Annotated in this window: 12 protein-coding genes and 1 pseudogene; 5 read left to right on the top strand and 8 right to left on the bottom strand. The window is 60.6% G+C overall.

Annotated elements, in window-relative coordinates; translation table 11 throughout:
- Positions 1 to 502: 502 nt before the first annotated feature.
- The 4 genes from BM160_RS12275 to BM160_RS12260 all read right to left on the bottom strand — a co-directional run bounded on the left by BM160_RS12275 (position 503) and on the right by BM160_RS12260 (position 5279).
- Entirely contained in the window at positions 503 to 1597 is a 1095-nt protein-coding gene (locus tag BM160_RS12275) for a UvrD-helicase domain-containing protein (protein ID WP_092005606.1), read from the bottom strand.
- On the bottom strand, positions 1590 to 3191 hold the full coding sequence (locus BM160_RS12270) for an ATP-dependent nuclease (protein ID WP_092005603.1): 1602 nt from the start codon (positions 3189 to 3191) through the stop codon (positions 1590 to 1592). The genes BM160_RS12275 and BM160_RS12270 overlap by 8 nt, the downstream gene beginning before the upstream one ends.
- 288 nt (positions 3192 to 3479) lie before the next feature.
- The gene (locus BM160_RS12265; protein WP_092005600.1) at positions 3480 to 4031 is read right to left on the bottom strand and encodes a DUF2127 domain-containing protein; all 552 of its coding nucleotides are present in this window, start codon (positions 4029 to 4031) and stop codon (positions 3480 to 3482) included.
- A 54-nt stretch (positions 4032 to 4085) separates the two neighbouring features.
- Entirely contained in the window at positions 4086 to 5279 is a 1194-nt protein-coding gene (locus BM160_RS12260; RefSeq protein ID WP_177219007.1) for an MFS transporter, read from the bottom strand.
- Positions 5280 to 7076: 1797 nt separating this feature from the next.
- Between BM160_RS12260 and BM160_RS12250 the strand changes: the two genes are divergently transcribed.
- Positions 7077 to 7298: a hypothetical protein gene (locus tag BM160_RS12250; protein ID WP_092005594.1), complete on the top strand. Its 222-nt coding sequence runs from the start codon at positions 7077 to 7079 to the stop codon at positions 7296 to 7298.
- 4 nt (positions 7299 to 7302) lie between these two features.
- Positions 7303 to 15537 carry a glycoside hydrolase family 94 protein gene (locus tag BM160_RS12245; RefSeq protein WP_092005590.1) on the top strand — a complete coding sequence of 2745 codons (8235 nt, stop codon included), beginning with the start codon at positions 7303 to 7305 and terminating at the stop codon, positions 15535 to 15537.
- 227 nt (positions 15538 to 15764) lie between these two features.
- Here BM160_RS12245 and BM160_RS12240 read toward each other — a convergent pair whose 3' ends face one another.
- Complete coding sequence (locus BM160_RS12240) at positions 15765 to 19520, bottom strand: GH36-type glycosyl hydrolase domain-containing protein (protein ID WP_218156613.1); 3756 nt, start codon at positions 19518 to 19520, stop codon at positions 15765 to 15767.
- A 14-nt stretch (positions 19521 to 19534) separates the two neighbouring features.
- Between BM160_RS12240 and BM160_RS12235 the strand changes: the two are divergent.
- Positions 19535 to 20614 (top strand): annotated as a pseudogene (locus BM160_RS12235) (IS3 family transposase).
- A gap of 87 nt (positions 20615 to 20701) precedes the next feature.
- A complete protein-coding gene (locus tag BM160_RS22245) occupies positions 20702 to 20932 on the top strand; it encodes a site-specific integrase (protein WP_143093243.1) in 231 nt (76 codons plus the stop codon).
- On the opposite strand, the gene BM160_RS12230 is transcribed toward BM160_RS22245, so the two are convergent.
- The 3 genes from BM160_RS12230 to BM160_RS12215 all read right to left on the bottom strand — a co-directional run bounded on the left by BM160_RS12230 (position 20910) and on the right by BM160_RS12215 (position 23755).
- Positions 20910 to 21491 carry a BPSL1445 family SYLF domain-containing lipoprotein gene (locus tag BM160_RS12230; protein ID WP_092005584.1) on the bottom strand — a complete coding sequence of 194 codons (582 nt, stop codon included), beginning with the start codon at positions 21489 to 21491 and terminating at the stop codon, positions 20910 to 20912. The two genes, BM160_RS22245 and BM160_RS12230, sit on opposite strands and share 23 nt — an antisense overlap.
- A 339-nt stretch (positions 21492 to 21830) precedes the next feature.
- Positions 21831 to 22082 (bottom strand): hypothetical protein, encoded by a 252-nt coding sequence (locus BM160_RS12225; RefSeq protein WP_092005580.1) that lies wholly within the window; start codon positions 22080 to 22082, stop codon positions 21831 to 21833.
- A gap of 578 nt (positions 22083 to 22660) precedes the next feature.
- On the bottom strand, positions 22661 to 23755 hold the full coding sequence (locus BM160_RS12215) for a LacI family DNA-binding transcriptional regulator (protein ID WP_177219000.1): 1095 nt from the start codon (positions 23753 to 23755) through the stop codon (positions 22661 to 22663).
- Between the two features lie 98 nt (positions 23756 to 23853).
- Here BM160_RS12215 and BM160_RS12210 point away from each other — a divergent pair, with 98 nt between their 5' ends.
- Positions 23854 to 24852, top strand: a complete 999-nt coding sequence (locus tag BM160_RS12210) for a Bug family tripartite tricarboxylate transporter substrate binding protein (RefSeq protein WP_092005816.1) — start codon at positions 23854 to 23856, stop codon at positions 24850 to 24852.
- Positions 24853 to 24907: the final 55 nt, after the last annotated feature.

The following is a 24907-nucleotide window of genomic DNA, read 5'->3' as shown; positions in this document are numbered from 1 at the left end:
CATTCAAGATTGCCGCCTGCAACACCCGTCCTGTCACATCCCAGTAATGGGTGCACTGGTCGTTTTAACTTTTCGAAAAGTTGGGCAAAAATAGCCAGTTAGCCGCTTTGGCAGTGACAGGGGAGTTTTGGTTAAATTCGTCCGGACCATAACAACTGAAGTTTTTGCTACTTTTTTCCTTAAGTGTCTTTCTTCCCCGTATCTCGGCACGCCCCTTATTCATCCATCGATGCGTTGCGTGAAGAGCTCGGTGCAGATGCAGGTAATCATTGACCATCATTCCGGTAGGTGCTGACCACTTCGCCGGCCTTGACCATCAAATGTCGGCCTCGGAGAGGAATCGACGTCTCCTTAGGGCTCAAACCAGCCGGCCAACGGATCCCGCTTGACCGCCTGCAATGCAGCGGTTGCCACCAAGCCGTCTTTGGTCCCAGCGACCGCCAGCAACGCGCGGGTGTTAGGCTTGCTGCCGTGGCCGGCAATCACCGGCAGTGTCCAGCACTCACAGGCGGCGTCCAGCACTCACAGGCGGCGTCCAGTACGGAAGTTTCGAATCGCCCGGATCGTCGAGCACGATGGCAACGCTTTGCTCGGCCCGCGTCACCGCGACGTAGAAGCTGGATGCTGCTAGTGGTTCCATGCTGGCACCGCTTCGGATGAAATCGGTGATCGGGGATGTTGGCGCGATCAGCACACGCGCAAAAGTAGCCCCCTTGGCCACCTTAAAGTTCATGAAGGCTAGGTCCAGGTTTCTTGCGGAAGCGGCTGAGTGGCGCAAGCTCTGCGGGCTGTAGGCGGACACATAGGGCGCGACGTGCTCGCCACGGATCAGGAACACGCCGTCATGGCCCGTTACCGCCTCGTTCATCGAGACGGTGCCCGGGAAGCCCCACGACGGGTCGAAGATCAGGTCCGAGAAAGCCGCGATCTGAGGGTGGCATCGCCAGGTGACGGTGCTTTCGCTGATCGCGACGAGACCCTTTTTCTCGCGGGTTCTGAACCAGTTGATCGCATCCGCGTAGGCGTACTTCTTGTTCTTGGAACTGCGCCCATTTGTCGCGAGAACGGCCTGGCGGATGTCGCCAACCATCCATATTTCGATACTGGAAATCAGCAGCGCATCGAGGATGTCCCAGTCGTAGGCGCTCAAGTCCTGCACCTCGTCGATCAGGATCTCGTCGTAGATGCCCTCCAACCTGCGAATGAGCGCGCCTTTGCTGGCAGTGATCAGCTCGAAAGCAAGGCGGCCGAGCTCTGATCGGTAGACAGCACCTCCCTTGTCAAGGAAACGCGCCTTGCCCTTGGCCAGGCGGTACGGCATGCCTTCGAAGTTGAACCCCCGGACCCTCTCGCCTTGGAACATGAAGGGGAGGAAGGGCTTGGCGAAGTGCCGCAGGAGGAACGTGAACCAGCCGAGCACCTCGATGTTCAGGTGGTCGCCAGCATGCCGGGCCAGGCGACCCTGAAGTTCTTGTTGATTCTTCTGGGTGTAAGTCAACGCGAGGACTCGCCGCGCCACCGGCAGGCCTGCACAGTGCTCAACGATGCCTTGGGTCTTGCGTGACCCTGCTACCGCCAGCGTGACCAGTTTAGCCATGTATGAACTTTGCAGCCTGCAGCATGTAGGCAGGCGCCGTGACGGCCTCTTTGGAGCTCGCGATGCGAAGCGCGGCTTCCGTCTTCTCACGGGTCATCCAGGTTTCGAGGTTCGCCGTGTCGGTAATCCCGAGGAGGGTGCGCAACTGCGCCTCGCCGCAGTGATGGATCAGCTGCGGCTCCAACGTGTGGCCATGGGCGACTTCACCGATGAACACCTCCCGCTGGCCGGCGGCCAGCCACTCCGCTAACGGCTTTCGGAGTTCGGTCGGGTTGATTCCGTCGTTGTCACGCGTCGCCGCAACCTTCTTGCCCAGGCGATGGCACAGCTCCAGGCCGCGAGCCAGCGACAAACCCCTCATGCTCACGACGTCGATGCCGCATGCCATTGGACGCTTACCGAAGAGGTCGAAGAAGACCCGCTCAAAAATTATTTCGTCCGACGGACCTTCAACCAGAACAATCTTGTCAGCCAGCACGAGCCGCAGCGTGTCGAAGCCCGGCAGCTTCTTGAAATAACCCACGGTCCCGGTGCTCAACTCGTCTAGCTTGACAGGGGCGGCTGGGCCCAGGAACTGGAGGGCTTCTATGCCGAGCCGGTTGAGGACGCTTGAACTGTGAGTCGTGATGAAGAGCTGCTGGTCATCGCTAGCCAGGGCGCTCATCCTTTCCAGCAGCGTCGCCAGGCTCGTGTGGCTCAGATGGTTTTCAGGCTCTTCGATGGTGACGTACTTGGCATGACCCGCATGCCGGCTCATGGCCAGCGCGATCTTGATCGCTGACTGTTGTCCTTGCCCGGACATCGTGAACGGGACGTCGGCCACATGGGGAGCCACCGACTCCTCCCAGGAGGTCCGTGCCGTCTGGTCCATCGCAAGCGCGATGGGCTGGGCATGCAGTGCCGCGTGAATCTGTCCGATGCGCTGGTTCACCGTCTTGAAGGCCGATTCCGACAGCGCCGCCTTCGCCTGGCGGTACTGAAGGGAAATACTGGCCCGTTCCTTCGGTTCGAGCTGACTGCCCAGGATCTGCCGCAGGTGATAGTCAACGCCGCCAGAGCTGCGCACGGTGCGCGCGTCGATCACTGCGGTCGTTAGCGCCCGCGGCCTCATGGTCAGTCGCACGTCAGCGAAGGTCGACCATTCGACGCAGTAGTACTCGACTGGAAGGAGCGGCGTTGGCGCAGCCGCCCACGCTTGGAGTTCTGACAGATAGTCGGGATTGGGCAAGCAGCGGATCCGCACGCCCGGACATGCCTCGGTGGGCAGGTTGGAATTGTGGGCCCCGCAGAGCTCCTGAAGTTCCGGGACGTTGTCCAGGAAGATCTCGATGTCAATTTCTGGCAGTCGCGTCAGTTCGCCGGCCGCTCGCTTGACGATGAAGTCGGCAACATCGGTCGCGTTGAACCAGTACGGATTGAGTTCCTCGGCAGCGCTACGCCCATTTATTCGCCCGGTGAGGGACAGCACGATGGCCTCTATGAGCGTGGACTTGCCAGACTCGTTGCCCCCGACGATGAGATTCAGCTTTGGATTTGGGTAGATCGTCAAATCGCGATGGATGCGATACCCGCGGATTCGAATCTTCTTAATCACGGAACCTCCCTTGCAATCGAACGTGTTGTGTCTTGGGATTGTGCTACACGCCGTTCGTCAGCGTTAGGCTGGCTGGGAACCTGAACGCGACGGCAAAAACAAGACGGGCGAACCGCAACCTTCCCCACGCAGTTCGCGTCCGAGGGAGCCAAAGGCGAGGCGCTTGTCTCGAATTACGCCAGATTGTTAGAAGACCAAGTAGTGGTGGGGGAGACACTGCCCTTTGAGGACTTTATGGCAGGCGGCGAGGAAGTCGCAGCCACAGCCAACGCGCCTGAGAAGACTTGATCAAGCCGACGAGTGGATGCAAACGAAGGGCTCGAAACCAAGTAGTCGGGTCGGCGCAGCCCTCATCGTAGTGCTGTGGCTGGCCATAGGCGCAGCGGTATGGTTTTGGCTTAAGTCGCGACCATAGGACGAAACAGTCTGACGCCCTTGGTGGGCATGCATGCCTGGCAATGGCGCAAAGCTATACCGATACAACTGGTAAAAAATGAGCGCACCGAAAGTCGCGATGGTGACCGGGTAGTACCCCAGCTTCTTTCGCCAGAGACCGGCGATGAGCCAGATTTTGATGAGCCCATGGCTGAGCAGATAGAACGCGGTGAACTGCTGGCTGCTCACAGACAAGCCTTGGGCAGCGTGCAGCAGATGGTTGGCGACGAAGTCGCGAAGGTCTTCAGTTAGTTTCGCTCGGGTCACCAGTTTTGCTGTATCCAGGAGGAACTGGTCGGACACGACATAGGCAAAGATGCCGGTGGTAACTTCCAGCACCACAAATGCACCTTTGAATAGCAGGCCGAACTCAAACGCGAGGTGTACGTTTTTCTCACTGAGCAATTCTTGGATGCCCGATATGTTTGCTTCCCCACCTTTTGCCGAACGGGCCTCGACTTATACGTCGGGTGGGGGAGTGCGTTTCACGTAGAGCGCCGCAAGTGCCATAACGCAGAAGCCCGCGCCTGTCCAAAACGTGGTCGAAGCACCCCAGACCTCCCAGAGCAGCCCGGCCAGGGCACTGGAGAGGAGCATCGCAATCCCTCCGACCAAGTTGAAGAATCCATAAGCAGTGCCGCGCAGGTCGGCGGGCGCGTTATCGGCCACCATCGCAGCCAGCAATCCTTGGCTCATGCCCATGTGGATGCCCCAGACTGCGACGCCAGCCAGCAGGGCGCTCCAGTGTGTTGCCAAGGCCAGAACCACGTCCGCCGCTACCAAAACCAGGAGGCTCAGCGCCAGCAGTCTCTGATGACTCATCCGGTCGGCCAGCTTGCCAAAGGGATAGGCGCAGGCGGCATACACCACGTTCATCGCGACCATGACCAATGGCACGAATGCCACAGGCACCCCGAGGTCTTGCGCCCGGAGCACCAAAAACGCCTCACTGAATCGCGCCAACATGAAGATGGCCCCGACCGCGACAACCCTCCAGTAGGCGGAGTCCAACCTGCGCAGCGCCTCTCGCCGGATGGGATTGGAACGTCGCTGCATGGTTGGGTTCGCAGGCTCATGGAGTCCATAGAACAGCACCGCGACCGCCAGAAAACCAGGCACCACCGCCACCCAGAAAACGGCCCGAAAATCGTTCTGCCAAAGCAGCATGAGCGCGACCGCCAGCAGCGGCCCGGCGAACGCCCCCACCGTGTCGAGGGACTGCCGCAGGCCAAAAGCCGCGCCACGCAGTTCAGGCGGCGTGACGTCTGCAACAAGTGCATCGCGTGGCGCCCCCCGTATCCCCTTGCCGATGCGGTCCACAAAGCGTGCGGCAACCACCCACCCGGCCCCTGTCGCCATCGCAAAAACCGGCTTCGACAGCGCGCCCAGGCCGTAGCCAAACACCGCTAGGCCCTTGCGCCGGCCAAGGTAGTCGCTCAAGACCCCCGAAAAAACCTTTGTGATGAGGGCTGTGGATTCGGCAATGCCCTCGATGACACCGACCGCAAACACACTGACGCCGAGCGACGTCACCAGAAACAGCGGGAGCAGGCTGTGAATCATCTCCGACGAGATGTCCATGAGCATGCTGACCACGCCCAACACCCAGACGCCCCGTGGAATCTGCCGTAGTGTGCTAGGAGAGTTCTGCATGAGTGGGGTGCTCAAGGGTGTAAAGGCGACGCCCTCCATGCTGACTAAGGTGCTCATTCGTCAGGGCTGCGCGGCTTGTGGCATGGCTGAGCCCTGTAACGTCTTCACTATCAATTCTTGGGGGCTACCGAATCTACTGCCGAGCCACATCACAGGAAACCAATTCCCGGGGGCTGCGCGTTTGCGTAAATGCCCTTACCCGCGTTTGCTGCATCGCCAGCGGAGGAGGGTGGACAGAGCACAGCGTCGATCAACCCCATTTCCAGACTCCTTCGAAGATCTTTATCGGATCATCGCCTGCCTGGAGCAAATCGTACTGCAATTGCATGCCTGCCCATAGCTCAGGGCTTGTCTACCAAAGGCATCCAGGGCGACTCGTCCTAGCTTCAGTCATTCGGGAGCCGGCCTAAAGCGCTGGCTTGCTTACACTTAAGTGGAGAAGCTATAACTTAATGCAGCAAGGCAAGTCTGTGTCACTTGGGTAAACGGAGCCTGGAAGTTCAGCGGAATGTTGTTCAAGGCGAGAGTTGCGACAACATTCGGTTTTTTTTCCTGGCATCAGGCTGAAAAGCACAATGTTGTCGCATTTCGCTTGGATTCTCGACCGAAATGTTGTCGGACGGCTGCAAATACCTAGACACAAAATTGCACCTCGAGTCACAAGATTTCCCTAGTTGCAATTTTGTGTCGCAAAAAAACCGTTTTATTAGGGTAATTTGTGTCGGGTGACTATGGTACAAAAATTAGGTAAGAAATGTTCTAAGAATTACCTAAGATTCTTTGAGCATTTGCCGCCATCGGTTTCTGACAGCCCGCCATATTCCACGATGTATATTATGTTAAGTAGCGAAAAGGCCGCACTCTGGCTTTTTACGCCCTCATTACGTAAGTGGGCGACTGCAGTAAGTTTGACCATCTTCGGTGAAGTAACGCTGGTCAGCTAGCGCTTTGAAACGGTTTCCGAGCGATTTATGCTCAACGGTCCTTCCGTTTCGTCGACTCCTGACTACCGCTGCTGCGCGAACTTTAGGTGGTTAACGTTACTGCCGTATCTTCAACACCTGGCCAACGCCACATACCTCTGGGCGACAGATGGCCAAGGCTACTGACGAATCAACGCCCCTCAAACGACAAAACCGGCTAGTGGCCGCCGGTTCGTCCTAGGCCGCATCCGGCCCCTCACATGGAATACGGTTAGCGCGATTCGTCGTCTCAATAGGTGCTGTTTTTCTTTCCTTATCTTGTTCCAAAATAGCGCAAGGAAATATCGCCGTCAATCGTCGCTGTTTGCGTATTTGAGAAATCGATGCGATTGCTTCGAGCGGGCCCACTTCCAGCGTCCGACCAGCGGATTGGGGAGCAAGCAGTTACGGCCAGCCAAACTGAAGTTGACCCGGTTCCGTGGACGATTGAAGGTTGGTACAACCCCAGGCGCAGCCACAGCGGCCTGGACTACCTCTCACCCTTGAACTTTGAAAGGAGCCAGCAGACCCGAGTCGAGGCCATCGACCGTGCTGATGAGCACGCCGCACAACCACCCCAAACGGTTTGAGAATCAAACCAGTAACCGTCCACGGAACCGGGTCAACTCGAATACCGCCAAGGCAAACCATGGTTGGCCTGAGGGGATTCGAGGCCTTTGAAATAAAAGCTGTAGGCCTTGTCCTAGGCCAAAATCCAGCGTCTTCTGATGGTCTCGCCTGATGACGCTCCTTAGCATGAAGTCAACCATCGAATAACACACCGGTATCCCGCCGCGCGCTGTTAGCCGTGCTAATCGCCTGGAGCGCACGCCTCATGACGACTCTCAAGATCAGCGCCGACTCGTCGTCGGCCAGCCTCGACTTTATCTCAGCCGACGCCGCCAACCTGGCGTCCCACATGCACCACTGTGCCAGTTCACACCGCTTTTTCCCCCTGTATTCGGCGCTGCAGTCGGTCCATGGTCTGGTGAGTCCGCGCATTGTCACGGTTGCCGCCGTTGTGGCGATCAGCCTCGCTCTGCTCGCTGCAGCCTGAAGGTGTGAGCGCATCTGCCATCCACCGGCTGGAGGCCATAAGTCCCTACGCCAAAAAATTACTGCTCTCCCGTCAGGGGGCAATACAAGCCCCCATACGGGCAGAGCTTTTCGGCGCCCAGCGCTTCGAACAACATGGCCGCAGCCTGGCCAAAGCCCAGGCCATCCGGCCGGCTGACGGCACGAACCCAGGCCCGCCTTTTTTTCCACGCGTGCAGGAAAACATACGCGCGCTTCGCCAGGCCTATGACTACATTGCCCTCACCTCCCGCAGCGGCCATTACGTCACCCCGGCAGCGGAATGGCTGCTCGACAACTTCCATCTGATTGAAGCGCAGCTTCAGCAAATCCAGGAGGGCGTCCCTCACCGCTACTACGCAGACCTACCCAAACTCGCGGACAAACCGCTGGCGGGCCTGCCGCGTGTCTATGGCATTGCCTGGGCTTATGTGGCGCATACCGATAGCGTGCTAGACCCGGTGCTGTTCACCGCTTTCCTGCATGCCTATCAGGAAGTCAGCGAACTCAGCCTGGGCGAGCTTTGGGCCTTGCCAACTACCTTGCGTGTGGTGCTGTTGGAAAACCTCCGCCGCATGGCCGATCGCATCGCCTGGAACAAGGTTGCCCGGGAAGTCGCACACGCCGCCTGGGATTCTGCTGACGTCCTGAGCCTGCAAGATCTGGATGCTCTATACGCCGACATGCAAAGCTGCGGCCTGGAGCGCAGCTACCTGACACAGCTTTGGCAACGCATGCCCGCCGAGTCTGTCGAGCCGGTTCTTCCGCTGGTCCTTTGGACCGAACAACACTGCCAGGATGGCCTGAGCCTGCTCGGCGAGGGGCAAACCACGCAGGCAGAGGCCAATCTCACGGTCAGCAACATCATCACCACGCTCAGGCTGATCGGGCAGCTTGAATGGTCGGAATTGATTGAGCCCGTCAGCCACTCATTGCAAATTCTGCGCCGCCTGCCCAGCTTTTCCCGAGAAAGCGAGATGACGCGCCAGCAGATCACGCGTGCCATGGAAAGACTGGCCCAGCAAAGCGGCAAATCCGAGCGTACCGTCGCCCAAGCGGTGCTTGCGGCCGCCCTCCCCGGCCTTTCAAAAGCAGCGCAAACGGCCGGTTACTACCTGATGGGTGCCGGACGCCCCTTGCTGGAAGTGGCCCTGCGCCCGGCTGATCGGCCTGCCCTGTCAAGACCGCCGGCACGAAACTGGCGCACGTGGCGCCTGCCTATTTATGCAGCGGTCTGGATCGCCGGTACGGTGGCCGCCCTTTACTGGGCGGTGTATCCGCTGGCCGCCCTGCAGGGAGTGGCCTGGGTCGCGGTGTTTTTGATGGCCTGGCCCGCGTCCGAAGCGGCGGCGGCACTGATCCACCGGCTGGTTGCAGAGTCCACCCGCATCCAGCCGCTGGCACGACTGGACTTCACTGCGGGCATTCCGGCGGAACACCGGGTGCTGGTGGTCATCCCCTGCATGCTCGGCTCGGCGGCCTCCAACAGCGAACTGGCGCACCGCCTTTGCCTGCATTGGCTGGCCAGCCGCGAAACCCATGCCCAATTTGCCTTGCTGACGGACTGGGTCGATGCGGACACTGAAACCCTGGCCACAGACCAGGCTTTGCTCGATGACATCCGGTTGAAGGTGCAAGCACTCAATCACAGCTACCCGGCGCCCGCAGGCGCAGCCGCGCGTTTTCTGCTGCTGCACCGCCCCCGTACCTGGTCGGCCACCGAAGGCCGGTGGATAGGCTGGGAGCGCAAACGCGGCAAGCTCGAAATGCTATTGCGGCAGCTGGCCGAGAGTTCAGCCTCAGTCTTTGCGCCGCAGGGCCCCGGCATGCACCTGGCAACAGACATCCGCTACGTTCTCACGTTGGACAGCGACACCGGCTTGCCAGCAGGTTCGCTGCGAGAACTGGTATCGATCGCGGCCCACCCGCTGAACACGCCGCACATCGACTTCGATCGTCGGCGCGTCACCGCCGGTTACGGCATCTTGCAACCACGCGTCGTCACACCTCTGTCGGCCCACCATGAGCGTTCGCCCTATCACGCCATGTTTGCCGGCCAATGCGGCCTGGACCCCTATAGCAGCGGCGTGTCCGACCTGTATCAGGATTTGTTCGGCATGGGCAATTTCACCGGCAAGGGGCTGCTGCATGTGGCTGCCGTTCACGCCGTGCTGGACAGACGCATACCTGAAGGCGCCATCTTGAGCCACGATTTGCTCGAAGGCAGCATCGCGCGCTGCGGCTACGTGGGTGATGTCGTGCTATTGGAGGATCACCCGCACCACGCCGGGGTTGCGGCGTCCCGCGTGCATCGCTGGACACGCGGCGACTGGCAGTTGCTGCCCCTGATGCTGCACGCCCGACGCTATGGCATTGACGCACTGGGCTTGTGGCGCATGGCGGACAACCTGCGCCGCTCGCTGCTGGCCCCGGCCTGCCTGCTGCTGCTGGCCTGGGTAGTCGCAACAGGCGCACTGCCCTTGGCCACAGCACTGGCCTTTGTGCTTGCGGCCCTTTTGGTAGGCCCATTGCTGGGTGCACTGGCCGGCCTGGTGCCCACGCGCCGCGGCATCGCCTGGCTGCATTTCTTCGATGTCGGCGTGCGCGATGTGCTGCGCGGCTTAGCCGCCACGGCGTGGCAGTTCAGCCAGTTGTTTATCCAGGCCGGTCTGATGCTGGACGCCATGGCGCGCGCGCTCTGGCGCATGCTGCTGAGCCGCAGAAAGCTGCTCGAATGGACAACCGCCGCGCAGGCGCAGGCCTCGGCCAAATACTGCCTGGGCGCTTTCATGCGCAAATATGCCGTGTCGTCGCTTCTCTGCCTGTTGCTGGCGCTGGCCGCCTGGTGGAGCCCGCACCCGTGGGCCGGGCCTGCTCTGTTCATGCTATGGGCGCTGGCACCGCTACCGGCCTGGTGGGCCAGTCGGCCAGCGGCAAACGCGCCCTTGCTGGCGCTGGACACGGGTGATCGCGACTATCTGGAGCAACTGGCCCGTCAGACCTGGCAATTTTTTGAACACTGTGTTGGGCCTGAGGACAACCACCTGCCGCCGGACAACCTGCAGATGGAGCCCGAGCCGACCATTGCCCACCGCACTTCGCCGACCAACATCGGTTTGTACCTGCTGGCCGTGGCCTGCGCGCGCAGGTTTGAATGGATTTCAACGGCCGAGCTCATCGCGCGGCTGCAAGCTACGCTGGACACGGTGGAGCGCTTACCCAAGCATCAGGGCCACCTGCTGAACTGGTACGACACCCGAACGCTGCAAGGCCTGGCGCCCGACTATGTGTCCACCGTCGACAGCGGCAACCTGGCGGGCCACCTGCTGGCCACGGCGCAGGCCTGCAGAGAGTTGCTGGCCCCCACGCTTGTCACTGCGTGTACTACGCTGCCCCCCGAGGGGGTTGATTTTCCTAGGGGTGGCCCAACGGAAAATTCGGCCCCCACGCTTGTGGCCCCTCTCACGGCCGAACAGGCCGCCCGCCTTCAGGAGATTGCCAATCGCTGTGATCGCCTTTGCATGGCGATGGACTTCAGCAGCCTCTACAACGCCAAGCGCAACCTCTTCCACATCGGACTGCGCGTGCACGAGCAGGTGCTCGACGACAGTTACTACGACCTGATCTCCTCCGAGGCCAGGCTGACCAGCTACCTGGCGATCGCCAAGGGCGACGTGCCCCGGCGCCACTGGCAGGCCTTGGGCCGCGTCTTCCTGACGGTGGGCATCACACCCGGGCTCAAGTCGTGGTCGGGCTCTATGTTCGAGTACCTGATGCCTTCGCTGGTCATGGCCGAGCCGGACCAGGGTTTGCTGCATGTCTCGGGATTGGCGGCCGTGATGGAGCAACAGGCTTACGGTCGGGCGCAGCAACTGCCCTGGGGGGTTTCCGAGTCCGCTTATTTTGGGCAAGACCACACGCTGGCCTATCAGTACTCACCCTTCGGTGTACCCCGCCTCGCCTTGCGCCGCACGCCACCGGGTGATCGGGTCGTGGCGCCGTATGCCAGCGTGATGGCCAGCATGTTCATGCCACATGAAGCCGTAGCCAACCTGCGCCGCCTCGAAGGGCTGGGTGCCCGTGGGGAATACGGTTTCGTCGACGCGGTGGATTTCACCGCCTCCCGGCAGCCCGGCGCCCAGGCGCTAAGCCTGGTCAACACCTTCATGGCGCACCACCAGGGCATGTCACTGGTGGCGCTTTGCAACGTGCTGTGCAAGGAGGCGCCGCGCCGCTGGTTTTCCTCGGCGCCAGTGATCCAGGCCCACGACGCATTGCTGCATGAAAAAACGCCGCGCCAAATCGTCGAAAGCGCCGACCCGCGCACCCTGCCGGAACCGGAAGGCATCGGGGAAACCGCGCTGTACCATGCCCGCGAGGTAGACCCCGCCGCATCCGGCTGGCAGCCCACCCAATTGCTATCCAACGGCAACTACAGCGTGGCGCTGCGCGCCAATGGCGCAGGGGTCAGCCGCTGGCGCGCCAAAAATATCACGCGCTGGCGCGATGACCTGCTGCGCGACGCCTACGGCACCTTTATTTACCTTCGCACCACCGGAGAGGAACGGGTCGCATCACTCACCTTTCACCCCGCGCCTCACCCCGACTGGATCTACAAAGCCACTTTTCTCGCCGACCGTGTCCAGTTCGAGGCTAAGTCGGAGTATCTCGAAGCCACCACCACCGTGCTGGTCAGTCCAGAGGACGACACCGAAATCCGGACCGTCATGCTGCACAACCTATCGAACAGCGACATCAGCATAGAAGTGATCTCATGTTTTGAAGCGGTGCTGGCCGACCAGCGGGCGGATGAGGCGCACCCGGCCTTTTCCAACCTGTTTTTGGACACCCAGTGGCATGCCGAGTGGCGCGCCCTGCTGCTTTCGCGCAAGCCGCGCCTGCAAGGCGATCCGGTGATGGCTGTTGCGCATTTTCTGGCCGATGCAGAAGCCGATGTGCGGGCCATCGACTTCATCGCCGACAGGCGCTCGTTCCTCGGGCGCAACCGGATGACCGGTCAACCGGCCCTGCAGGCGCAGGCCAGGCGGGAAGACGGCACACCCCTCAACGGGCTGGACCCTGTCGCCAGCTTGCGTGTCCGGGTACGCATTGCGGCAGGCGGCGTTGCCAGGCTGAGCTTTGCGACCGCTGCCGCCGAACAGGCCGATGAGCTGATCTCGCGCGTCGACAAATACCTGCAGCCCATGCACGTGGAACGTGCGGCCCGCATGGCGGTGACGCTGGCACAGGTGCGACTGCGTGATCTGGACCTCGCCCCGGAGCGCCATGCGGCCCTGCAAGACCTCAACACGGCGCTGATGTATACCGCCACCCGCCCCTTGACCGAACGCGGGCCGCTGGACCAGCGTCAGCTCTGGCGCTTTGGCCTGTCCGGAGACAAGCCCATCGTGCTGGTGCGCATTCACGCCAGCAACGGCATGGCGCTGGTGCATGCCTTGCTGCGCGCCCTGCCCCTCTGGAGTTTCGGCGGCCTGGCGGTCGATGTGGTGATCATCAACAGCGAAATCAACTCCTACCTGATGCCGTTACACCAAGGCATCCTTGCGCTGCGCGACCGTACGCGTCAGCAGACGGAGAACAGTTTCCCGAACAGCGATGCAGGCGGATTTTTCCTGCTGCGCGACCACGAGTTGACGGCATCAGAAAAAGCAGTGCTGGCAGGTCTGGCGCGTTTCATCTTCATCGCGGACGGGCGCCCGCTGGAGCAGCAGGTGGCGACACTGCAAGGCGCCAGCGGCCTGCGCCGCCGCGCCGTGCCGGCCAGCCCACCGATTGCCAAGGCTGCTGTGGCAGATCCCTTGCTCGACCCAGTCGAGGCGGAACGCTCACCACTGGGCCGCTTCGACGCCGCCAGCGGGGAGTTCCAGTTCCAGCTTGACAGCCTGCATCGGCCGCCGCGCCCCTGGGTCAACGTGATTGCCAATCCATCCCTTGGCTTTCAGGTGTCCGAGGCCGGCGCCGGCTACACCTGGGCCATCAACAGCCGGCTGCATCAGCTCACGCCCTGGTCCAATGATCCGGTGCAGGACCCGGCTTTTGAACACTACCTGCTGCAAGACCTCGACAGCCAAAAGCTGCTGGCCCTGACCCCATCCACCGAAAGTGGATCGCAATTGCCTTATCAGGTGCGGCACGGCCAGGGCTACACGGTGTTTGCGTGCCAGCACGGTGATCTCCAGCTGGAAACCACTTTTTTCGCAGACCGCAGCGATGCCGTCAAGATCGTGCAGGTGAAGCTGCACAACCAGGGCAGCGAGCAGCGCCATCTTCGCGCGCTGGCGATGGTGGAATGGCAAATGGGCGCGGCCCGCCAGGAACGCCGCACCGTGCACGGCTGGAAAGTCCCCAACCAGCCGACCGTGTTTGCCCAGCAGCGTGAAAGCCGGGCCGGCTTCGGTGGCAGCAGTGCTTTTTTGTCACTGGTCGGGTTGTCTGATCCCATGCAATGGACTTGCGACCGCAGCGAATTTTTTGATGTGGCCGGCCGCCTGGTACTTCCCGAAATATTGGGCCAACAGGCCGGCACCGCCGCAGACCCGTGTGCGGCCTTGTCCGGCGCTTTTGCGCTGGAGCCGGGCCAGAGCCTTGAACTGGCTTTCATGCTGGGCCATGCCACGGATGCGGCGCAGGCCCAGCAGTTGGCACGCGACTGGCAAGGCAAAGACCTGGCGCAGGCGCTGAAAGGGGGCAAGCAGTATTGGAATGATCTGCTGGGCAAGGTCCAGGTGCGCACGCCCGACCCGCTGTTTGACGCGCTGCTCAATCGCTGGCTGCTGTACCAGACCCTGAGCTCGCGCCTGTGGTCCAAGGCCGGTTTTTACCAGGCCGGCGGAGCCTTCGGGTTTCGCGACCAATTGCAGGACGCAATGGCTTTTGCCCTCATCGAACCAGGCCGCCTGCGTCAACAAATTCTTCTAAATGCGTCGCGTCAGTTCCCCGAAGGCGACGTTCAGCACTGGTGGCATGCGCCGGGGGGCGAAGGCGTACGCACGCATTTTTCGGACGACCTGCTGTGGCTGCCTTTTGCCTGCGCGCACTATATAGATGTCACTGGCGACACAGGTATCCTGGACGAGGACGTGGCCTTCATCGACGGACCGCCCATCCCCGACGGCGCGGAAGATGCCTATTACGCGCCACAGCTCAGCGCCCAGACCGCCTCGATCTTCACGCATTGCGCACGGGCCATCGACCGCAGCCTGGCCACAGGTTCGCATGGCTTGCCCCTCATGGGCACGGGGGACTGGAATGACGGCATGAACCGTGTCGGCCACGAGGGCAAAGGCGAGTCAGTCTGGCTCGCCTGGTTTCTCTGTGCGGTGGTGCAAGCGTTCGCGCCGCTCGCCCAGGCCTGCGGCGACAGTGCCCGCGCACAGAAATGGCGGGATGCGCGCGAAGGCTGGATCAACGCGCTGCACAGCCACGGCTGGGACGGCGCCTGGTTCCGCCGTGCCTTCTTCGACAACGGCGCGCCGCTGGGTTCATCGCAGAACGACGAATGTCGTATCGATTTGATCGCGCAGGCCTGGGCAGTATTGTCTGGCGCATCCAGCGAGGCCTTCACGAAACCCGCGATGCAAGCCATGAACGAGCAGCTGGTCGACCGCGAGGCTGGCCTGCTGCGCCTGCTCACGCCACCGCTGGCCACATCAGCCAACAACCCCGGCTACATTCAGGCCTACCCACCGGGCGTGCGCGAAAACGGCGGCCAGTATGCACATGCCGGTGTGTGGGCCATGATGGCGCAAGCGCAAACCGGCGACACCGAGGCCGCGTGGGAAAGCTTTCAGATGCTCAGCCCAGCCCACCGCAGCCAGCACCCCACTCGCGGCCCGACCTATGAACTGGAGCCGTATGTGATGGCCGGCGATGTGTACGGCGCGCCACCCTATGTCGGCCGCGGCGGCTGGAGCTGGTACACCGGCTCGGCCGCCTGGCTGCACCGCGCGGCGCTGGAAACGCTGCTGGGCTTGTACGTGCGGCAAGGGAAAATGTCGCTGACGCCACGCGTGCCCGCCCACTGGCCTTCATTTGAGATCACGCTGCGCCTGAAACAACGCGTGGTGATACTTCGCTGGCAGCGTGCTGGCCTGCCGGCTGAAGACGGCTTCAAGCCTGATCGTGTGGTGGCACCGGGACAGGTGCTGCTGCTGGCGGAGCTGCCTGCACAAGCGCATCTGTTGGTACAGGCAGAACCCTGATGCATCAGTTGCCATGAATTCAATCGCAGCTTACGTCCGCAAGGGTAAGGTCTGTTTCAAGCCCAAGTCGCAGTTCCTCAGGTAATCCGCGCTTTTGGGTAGTCATTGTGTTTACGGACTTGCGAGATCACTCTCGCGTTGGATTTTCCGCTTACACGAAATCCAACACATTCTCTGTCTCCAGCAAAACCCGTATCCGATTGTCAACAGTGATCGAGCTTCAATTTTTAGCCAAGTACAAGATGAACCAGGTGCACCAGCCCATCTTCAGCCAGCGGGATTCGGACAACGTTTCCGGGGCTGTTGGCCCGCACCACCCCATCAAGCGTTACACGAATGACGCTGCAATTTACCCCAGCCAAATTTTCGACGTCTATTTCGTAGCGGGTGACTGTGTCATGCTTGCCACGACGGAAATACACAATCCGGTAGCCTCGCCAGGACTTGGGAATGCATGGGCTGAGCAGCAGTTGATCGCCATGCAACTGAAATCCCAAAATGGCCTCCAGCCCGGCGCGATATAACCAACCAGCCGATCCGGTGTACCAGGTCCAGCCACCGCGCCCGATGTACGGTGCCACTGAATAGACATCGGCACAGGCGACATACGGCTCGACCTGGTAGCGCGACAGCGCATCTGCAGTTGCGCTGTGCTGGATGGGATTGAGAATATTGAACAATTCGCCGGCACTGTCGCCTTGCTCGAGCATCGCGCAGGCAAAAATTGACCATGTCGCGCCATGCGTGTATTGCCCGCCGTTTTCCCGAATCCCGGGAGGGTAGCCTTTGATGTAGCCCGGATTGAGTGGCGTTTGATCGAACGGTGGCGTGAACAGTAGCGCGACCCTGTCGTCGTGCTGCACCAGGTATTTTTCTACCGCGGCCATAGCCTGTGTGGTATGACCGGGATCGGCTGCGCCGGACATTAGGCTCCACGATTGCGCAATCGTGTCGATCCGGCATTCTTCGCTGTTATGCGACCCGAGTGCTGTACCGTCGTAGTAGTAGCCGCGCCGATACCACTCGCCATCCCAGCCCACCGGGCCTTCGAGCACGCCCTTTAAAGCCGTCGCATATTTTTGCCAGGAAACGGTACGAGCATGCTCGCCGCGTGCGTGGGCAACTGGCGCGAAGGCCTTGATCGTCGCCAGCAAAAACCAGGCTAGCCAGACGCTTTCACCGTTACCCTGCGCGCCCACGTTGTTCATGCCGTCATTCCAGTCGCCGGTGCCCATCAACGGCAGGCCATGGGGCCCCGACGTCAGGCTGGAGTCAATAGCGCGCGCAGCGTGCTCGTACAGACTGGCCTGCTCGTTGGCAATACCGGGCTGATAAAACGCATCGGTGTCGCCCGCCTTGATCGGAGCGCCCTCGAGAAAGGGCAGATTTTCGTCCAAAACAGCGACGTCGCCAGTCGTCTCGAAGTAGTGGGCAGCGACATATGCCAGCCAGATATGGTCATCGCTGATGTGGGTGCGAATGCCCTGCCCTGAAGGCGGTAACCACCAATGCTGGACGTCACCCTCCCTGAATTGCCGCGCCGTCGCCCTCAGCAGGTGTTCTCGTGCGATGTCGGGGCGGCTGATACACAGTGCCATCACGTCCTGCAGCTGATCACGAAAGCCATAAGCACCGCTGGCCTGGTAATAAGCCGTACGCGCCCATACCCGACAGCCCAGCACCTGATACGGTAGCCAATCGTTCAAGAGGATGTCCATTGCGCGATCCGGTGTGCTCACCTGCACCGTGTCCAGCACCGCGTCCCACTGCGCGCACACCTCACCCAACACGGCCTCAAGATCGATCGTGCGATATTTTTCTACCAACGCCCGCGCCTCGTCACTCGACGCCGCATCGCCAAGCATGAACACCATGTCGATCTGCTCATGGGGTGCCAAGTCGATGGAAGTCTGCAGCGCACCACAGGGACTCAAGCCGGCGCCGACACGCCCCGATAGAGAAGCCCCGCCCGCCAGCGCTGCAGGATGATCGACCGCGCCATGGCGTCCGAGGAACTCCAGGCGATCGCCGGTGCATGCATGCTGTCGTCCACCCAGATCGATAAACGCAACACGTTCACCGAACTCCGCGCGCCACGCATTACGCGCGAACAGCGCGCCGGTCACGGCATCGCACGAGGTCGCCACGAACGGCGCCGGCACCGTGCCATTTGCACCCAGCGCCCATTCCACATAGCCGGTGACCGACAGGCGGCGGGTGCGCGAGGAACGGTTGCGCAGGCGCAACCGCGACAGCGTTACCGGATCTGCCGGTGGCACGAATTGCAACAAGGCCACATCGATGCCATGCGCCGCATGTTCGAAGCGGCTGTAGCCTTTGCCGTGGAGCACGGTGTAGGTCGCGTCCGGCACACGGATCGGCAGCGCCGTCGCGCTCCACAAATCACCGCTGCCCTCGTCGCGCAGGTACAACGCCTCATGCGGCGTGTCGCTGACCGGATCGTTGGGCCAAGGCGTCAGCGGATTTTGCTGGCTGTTGAGTGACCACGTATAACCGCCGCCTTCGCTTGACACCAGAAAGCCGAAGCAGGGATTGGCGATCACGTTGACCCAGGGCATCGGCGTACAGCGATCGCCGGTGAGCGTGATGGCGTAAGTGCGGCCGGACTCGATGAATCCCCCTGTGCCATTGTCGAACTCGCGTGTCGGCGGCGCGCTGGGCGCCGTGGAAGCGGCGTCCTCGTCTGCCGCTTGGGATGGGAGATACGCGTTTTCAGCCGGCGGTATGCCGTCGCCTTCGGCATTTTTGGGAGGCGGGGTAGGAAAACCTTGCGCCGTATCCAGCACAACGCGGGCGGCAGTGCTCACGCCGGCGCGTAAGGCATCGGAAACAAGGGTGTCGCGCAGCGTGAACAGCGCAGTGCCAACCGCCTCGCGATCGGCCTTCAGGCGGGCATTCTGCGCCTGCGTTTGCTCCTCCAGCCTGGCATGCAGGGGGTCGCCGTCGCTGACCGCGGTGTCGAGCAGAACCACATCAACCCCCAGGCGCTTTGATTGCCAGTATTGCTGCGCCAGCAGCAACTCATCCAGGCAAGCCAGATCAGATTCGCTGGCAATGCGCGCCAGCACGATGGGACGATCACCGGAAATGCCCTTGCTCCAGAGCACCGGCGGCCCACCACTGCCGCGTTCCAGAATCTCGGCTGATGCCCGCAAGTGGCTGTCGGCATAAATCAGTGCGCCGGCAAGGTATCCGAAGCGTGCCGTCTGCACGGCATCGATACCGAGGCGCGTCTGCTCTGCGACGGCACGAGCCAGTGATCCCGCCAGCACTTGTTCACAGGCGCCGCTTGCGCGCAATGGTTGCACGAGTGCAAGAATGCCCTCGCGCGAGTCCGATAGTGCGGTCCAGAACGCCACCCGCACGCTGGCACCGGGTTCCACGCACACCTGCCGGCGCAAGCTGAAGATCGGATCAAGCACACACCCAGAGGTGTTTGACAGTACCGCACCGGGCTGCATGGCCAGCGCGCGACGCAATGTGCGACCATGGCCAAGAAAGCGCATGCGATCAGTTTCGAATGTGCAAACACCCTCGTCGGTGCCCTCAATCACCGCCACATGAGCAGCCCACACCTGGGGCTCGTCCGGCGAGCGGCGCCGTCGCGTGGCAAGAAGAATACCGCCCTGCTCCACCCAATGCGTCTGCACAAACATCTTGGAGAATGTCGGGTGGGCCGCATCAGCGCCAGCCGGCCCGAGCACCAATTCCGCATACGAGGTCAAGGTGATCTCACGCGGAATGTCGCCGTGATTGGTGAGCGTGACGCGACGCAACTCGACATCACGGTCAGCAGCGACCGCCACATCGAGTATGGTGCTCAGCGTACCGAAGCACTGCGTGATGCCGACGTGGCCGTCTGACAATGAGGCCGTATAGCTATCAGACTCCTTGCCGCAGGGCTGCCGTCCTGCCGGTAATCCCCCCGATAAACCAAAGACCACAGAAGTAGAATTTTCCAAGAAGGAAGTTCTGCGTGAAGAAGTCAAGATTTACCGACAGCCAAATTATGGCTGCCTTGAAACGTGTTGAAGCCGGTCTGCCAGTCCCGGAGATATGCCGGGAGCTGGGTATCAGCAGCGCTACGTTCTACAAATGGCGTGCCAAGTTCGGCGGCATGGACACCTCCATGATGGCCCGCATGAAGGAGCTCGAAGATGAGAACCGGCGCCTCAAGAAGATGTATTTGGAGGAGAAGCTCAAGGCTGAAATCGCCAACGAGTACCTCGCAAAAAAGTAGCACGGCCGTCTCGCAGGCGCGAGATGGCCAAAGAGGTTGTACAGCAGCGTGGGCTCGCCATACGGCTGGCCTGTGCCGTGTTCTCGATCAGTGAATCCTGCTACCTCCAGGCAAAACGCTGAAAACGAGATCATTGCCGATTGGCTGATCCGCTTGACGGATAACCACCGCAACTGGGGATTTGGCCTGTGTTACCTGTATCTGCGCAATGTCAAGAACTTTGGCTGGAATCACAAGCGGGTGTACCGCATCTACCGGGAGCTGGAACTCAACCTGCGCATCAAACCCAGGAAGCGCCTGGTGCGTGAGAGGCCTGAGCCTTTGGCTGTGCCAGAAGCCATCAATCAGGTGTGGTCGATGGACTTCATGCACGACAAGCTCGAAGACGGCAGGAACCTGCGATTGTTCAATGTCATTGATGACTTCAACCGCGAGGCACTGGGCATTGAGGTGGACTTCTCGCTGCCGTCAGAACGGGTGATCCGGGCTTTGAAGCAGATCATCTCCTGGCGTGGCAAGCCACAGGTCATTCGTTGCGACAACGGGCCGGAGAACATCAGCGGCACCATCCAGAACTGGGCCAAGGAATGGGGCATTCGGTTTGAATATATCCAGCCAGGCAAGCCTCAGCAAAACGCTTATGTCGAACGGTTCAACCGAACTGTTCGCTACGAATGGTTGTCCCAGTATTACTGGTCCAGTATTGAGGAGGTTCAGGACTTCGCCACGCAGTGGATGTGGTCCTACAATCACGACCGCCCGAATATGGCCTTGGGCGGTTTCACCCCAAAGCAGCACCTGGCCATGGCTGCATAACCGCTCTACTTCTGACGTCAGTGGAAATCGGGGGGATTACCATTCCAAGACCAATCAGTCGGGGTCGAACAGCCGAAGAACGACCAGTTGTTGCTGGCCGCGGCCGCGTTGGTCAGCGGTATCGCCTCGGGGGTTATCTCCAGGCGGATTTGCAAGGGCGGCCATTTCGGTGAGGCGCTCTTCCCTGCTGCTGAAGTGATATTGTTAAAAAAACGCTGCGCCTTGGCAGGGATCGAGGGTCATAGTCCAGAATTTTATGGCGTATGGGGCGTATTGCGCACCGCCGACATCGTCGTTATTGCGCCTTCAGTTTGGTGATTTTTGTACCTTCCACGGTGAGGTTGGCCATCAGTCCCGCGTTGGTCATGACGAAAACGTTCACTGGTTGTGTGGCAGTGTTCAGGTCGACATCGCCATTGGCGCCAGCCTTAATGACTGCCACCGATGCATCGACGCCGGCCGTCCACCCTTGGCTGCTGCGGAATTTGTCCAGTGCTTCCTGTGTCATGAACAAGAAGATGACGGCCTTGGATTGCGCGCCAATTTGCAGTCCGAACGAAGCAGTCGCAGTACTGTAGTAATCGACGGTCTTGCCGCCTATGCGCAACGCGCCTTCACCGTATTCGCCGCCGACTCCGAAGCCGGCAGCCAACACGGATGGAAAGACCAGCACGCCGCGCGCTTTGTTAACCAGTTCGCGCGAACCGGGCACCGTACTGGAAAGCCTAGTCAGTGTGGAATTCACACTGGTATCGATTTCCTGTTTCTTGGCGGGCGTATTCGCACCAGACATAGGAGTGGAGGTACAGCCAGAAAGCGCTAGTGCGGTGGTGCACAACACTGTTGCTGATTTAATCAAAAAATTCCTTTTTTGCATGGCGGTCTCCTATGCGATTGAACATCCAGATCTGCCACGAAGCCCGGCGGGCGCATGGTTCGCTTGCATACGTGGGCTTATGTGGCAAAAACAACTGCTCTCGTCGTATTTTTTAGATATGACAAGAACGTGATTCATTGTCAAATTAAATTAAGACTTGTCAAGAACTGAGTTGGCATTCGGTGGCATGACGATGCGCCACTACTCATCCGAGCCGCGCGGCAAGGCTCCCCACCATACGGTCATCGTGGATGGGCGGTATCATTTTTTATTTGACATCTCATTGCAGCCAAAGCAACCACTTGGTTATTTCAAGCGGCAGACAAGTTTTTGTCATATTCAGACAGAATTGTCGTTCCCTTCACCGCTACTGTGATTGCCGTCTACTTTGATGAATTCAATCGTAGCTATTTGCACCGGATCACTATTCGGGCTTCTTTGCCAATGCTCGTCGGCCGCGTTCTCGATCGCTTCCTTGTCGTAAACGCCCCCGGATAGATCAGACCAAACGTGCACGTATGTTCGGCACCAGGCCGCTCTATCCTCTTTAAATCGCTTCTCGTCAAACTCGGGGTTGGATTCTTTAGTCATGATGCAAGGCTGCCTTTAGGGTCATCGAAAAGATAACTGCTGCTTTGATCAGTATTTTGACGTTTACTGGCCAAGACGCAATCTCCTCGCGTTTTAATGGCCCTTAACACTGCTAGTGTTCTAAGTGAAGCGCAAAGTGGACACTCACATGACCATCGCCGTGTCACCAAGCGCCACAAACTAGTAACGCTATACCCTCACGCGGCTGAGCTGCATGACTGCGCAGGCCTTGAGCATGACTGTGTCCGACCTTACACCCGGATAGGGGGTTATAGATGGAAATTTCACGAGGTAAATCCTCGAAAAAATCGACCTGAGATCAATATCGGCGTTTTGCCGGCGGACGTTCTCGAAGACCGCACCGCGCAACTGAACCAACGTCACGGAGGCCATGGTGTCGATGTAGGCCAATTCGCCGACGCGTTGAAAGTACGCAATGGACTTTGCTTTTGTGCGTTTGAAGGGGTTTGTGGCCCGAATTCAGTATCTTTCAAAAACAGAACTCGCGAGTATGGACAGACTCGTTGTGCGACTCATGGACAACAATGCTATCTGTTTCGTCAATGGCGACCCTCCGATCAGGCTGAATCGCGCAGGACCAACTGGAAAGGCAGCTCGAAGCCACGGCCCGGTCGGCCCGTATCGGGGCCATCCAGTCGTGCGATCAGCAACTCGGCTGCAAAGTGGCCCATGGCCTGTTCGGATCGGCGCACCGTGGTTAACGCTGGCTGCAGCAATTGCGCTGAGGGAATGTCATCGAAGCCGGCTACCGCGACATCGTCGGGAACGCGTCGCCCAGCCGCGCGCAGTGTTGCCATGGTGCCGATGGCCAGCAGGTCGTTGGCAGCGAATACGGCGCTGTAGCGGAAGTCTCCAGCCAATTCGGCTGCCATGGCGCGCGCACCTGCGGCTTGCGTGAAATCATCGGCGGCGATGATGTGGGGCGCTAGCCCTGCTTTCTGCATCGCGGCATGAAAACCGCGTTGGCGCTCAGCGCCCGGGCCTATCGGGCAGGACAGCATGGCGATGCGTTGGTGCCCTTTGTCGATCAGGACTTGCGTCATGGCCTGCGCCGCCGCCGCGTTGTCGATATAGACCTTGTCGATGTAGGGTGAGGGTCTGTACGCCTGGCTTTCCACCTGAACCATGGCAACGCGTCCGCGCACTGCCGTCAGCAGCTCGGCTTCGTCAAGATGAAAGAACACCGCCAGCACGCCGTCCACATGCCCCTGCGCCAGCCACTGCAACGCCCGGCGCTCGCGCTCGGGCGTGCCGTCGGTGTCAAAGATCATGGTGTCGTATCCCGCCGCATCGGCGGCGGACTGGAAACCCCGCACCAGGGCCGGGTAGGTTGGATTCGTAATGTCGGGGACTATGCAAGCCAGCGTGCGCGTGCGTGCAGACTTGAGATTTCTGGCCACTCGGTTGGGGACATAACCGAGTTGCTGTGCGGTTTGCAATATGCGTTCGCGCACCTCCGCAGACACCGTACACGGCTCCACGCGGTTAAGTACCAAGGACACGGCGGTCTGCGACATGCCGGTTGCAACGGCGATGTCGCGCTGCGTGGGGCGTCGCAAGGCCTCCGCAGGCGCCTCGGCTTTGTTCACGGCGGCGGACAAGTGACTGGTTTCGGCGGGCGGTACTTGTTGGGGGCTCGTTGAATTCTTCATGCTTGATTGCAACCCATAATACGAATTATTATCCCTCCCCGTCTGATCTCTGGGAACATCAGTCCGGATGATGTCCTGAAAAAACAGAGGATTTCGCCATGAACATCTCCCGTCGCGCATTCGCCTTATGGGGCATGGGCGCAGCTTCGTTCACTGTCGCCCCTCACCTTCGCGCCCAGACCCCCAGCGGCCATCTCACCATCTTGGTGGCGCAACCTGCCGGCGGCGTGACCGATATCTTCGCTCGCGCCGTTGCGCCTGCGCTGGGTCGGGGGCTCGGGCGTGTCGCGGTAGTCGAAAACATATCCGGTGCGAGCGGCTCCATAGCGGCCAATCGCTTGCTGGCGGCCGTGCCTGACGGCTCCACCCTCTTTGTGGGGTCCCCTTCCGAAACCGTACTGGCGCCGCTGACCTTGCGCGCTGTGCGATACAAAGCCACGGATTTCCGGCTCTTGGGCGTGCTGAACAATTCACCGCTAGCGCTGTACGCGCGCAGCGACTTGCCCGCGAACAATCTGGACGAACTCGTTGCGTTGGCGCGCAAACGCGAGGGCAGCGGCAACAGGCCGCTTAGCTATGGCAGTACTGGGCAGGGATCCTTATTCCACCTAGTGACGGAGAAGCTGCTGTCCGCCACGGGCATCCAAGCCACGCACGTGCCCTACCGCGGCGGCATGCCCATGCTGACCGACCTTCAGGGCGGCAGCATCGACTTAACGATGCTGCCCGTAGACGCGCTGCTGGGCAGCATGGTCTCTGGTGGCCGGATGAAGGTGCTGGGCGTCTCATCGGCGCAGCGGCTCGCGCGCTTCCCCGCCGCCGCGACCTTTGACGAAAGCCGGACGGCGCCTAGTGTCGGTCGCCCAAGCATCTGGGTCGGTCTGCTGGTACCGGCCGCGATGAGCGAAAGCGCCAGCGCGCAGATGCACAAGGTGGTCACCGACGCGCTCGGCGATGCAGATGTGCGCAAGGCCATCGATGCCGCCGGTGGTGCGGTGCCCTCCCCGATGTCACTGCTTGAGGCAGCTCACTTTTACAGCGCAGACACCGTGAAGCTGCAAGCCTTGGCCAAGGCCGTGCACATCCAGCCCTTGTAGCCAACGTAACGCGCGGCAATCAGCGTGGCACTGGCCATCGGATCGATGGCGCTGG

The organism is Polaromonas sp. OV174, assembly GCF_900112285.1.
Classification (GTDB): Bacteria; Pseudomonadota; Gammaproteobacteria; order Burkholderiales; family Burkholderiaceae_C; genus Polaromonas.
This window is presented reverse-complemented; position numbering and strand designations above follow the sequence as displayed.

What these genes read in the sequence shown, in the direction of transcription:
- BM160_RS12275 (WP_092005606.1), bottom strand. Translation starts at nt 1,597, where the DNA reads ATGGCTAAACTGGTCACGCTGGCGGTAGCAGGGTCACGCAAGACCCAA.
- BM160_RS12260 (WP_177219007.1), bottom strand. Translation starts at nt 5,279, where the DNA reads ATGCAGAACTCTCCTAGCACACTACGGCAGATTCCACGGGGCGTCTGG.
- BM160_RS12250 (WP_092005594.1), top strand. Translation starts at nt 7,077, where the DNA reads ATGACGACTCTCAAGATCAGCGCCGACTCGTCGTCGGCCAGCCTCGAC.
- BM160_RS12230 (WP_092005584.1), bottom strand. Translation starts at nt 21,491, where the DNA reads ATGCAAAAAAGGAATTTTTTGATTAAATCAGCAACAGTGTTGTGCACC.
- BM160_RS12225 (WP_092005580.1), bottom strand. Translation starts at nt 22,082, where the DNA reads ATGACTAAAGAATCCAACCCCGAGTTTGACGAGAAGCGATTTAAAGAG.
- BM160_RS12215 (WP_177219000.1), bottom strand. Translation starts at nt 23,755, where the DNA reads ATGAAGAATTCAACGAGCCCCCAACAAGTACCGCCCGCCGAAACCAGT.
- BM160_RS12210 (WP_092005816.1), top strand. Translation starts at nt 23,854, where the DNA reads ATGAACATCTCCCGTCGCGCATTCGCCTTATGGGGCATGGGCGCAGCT.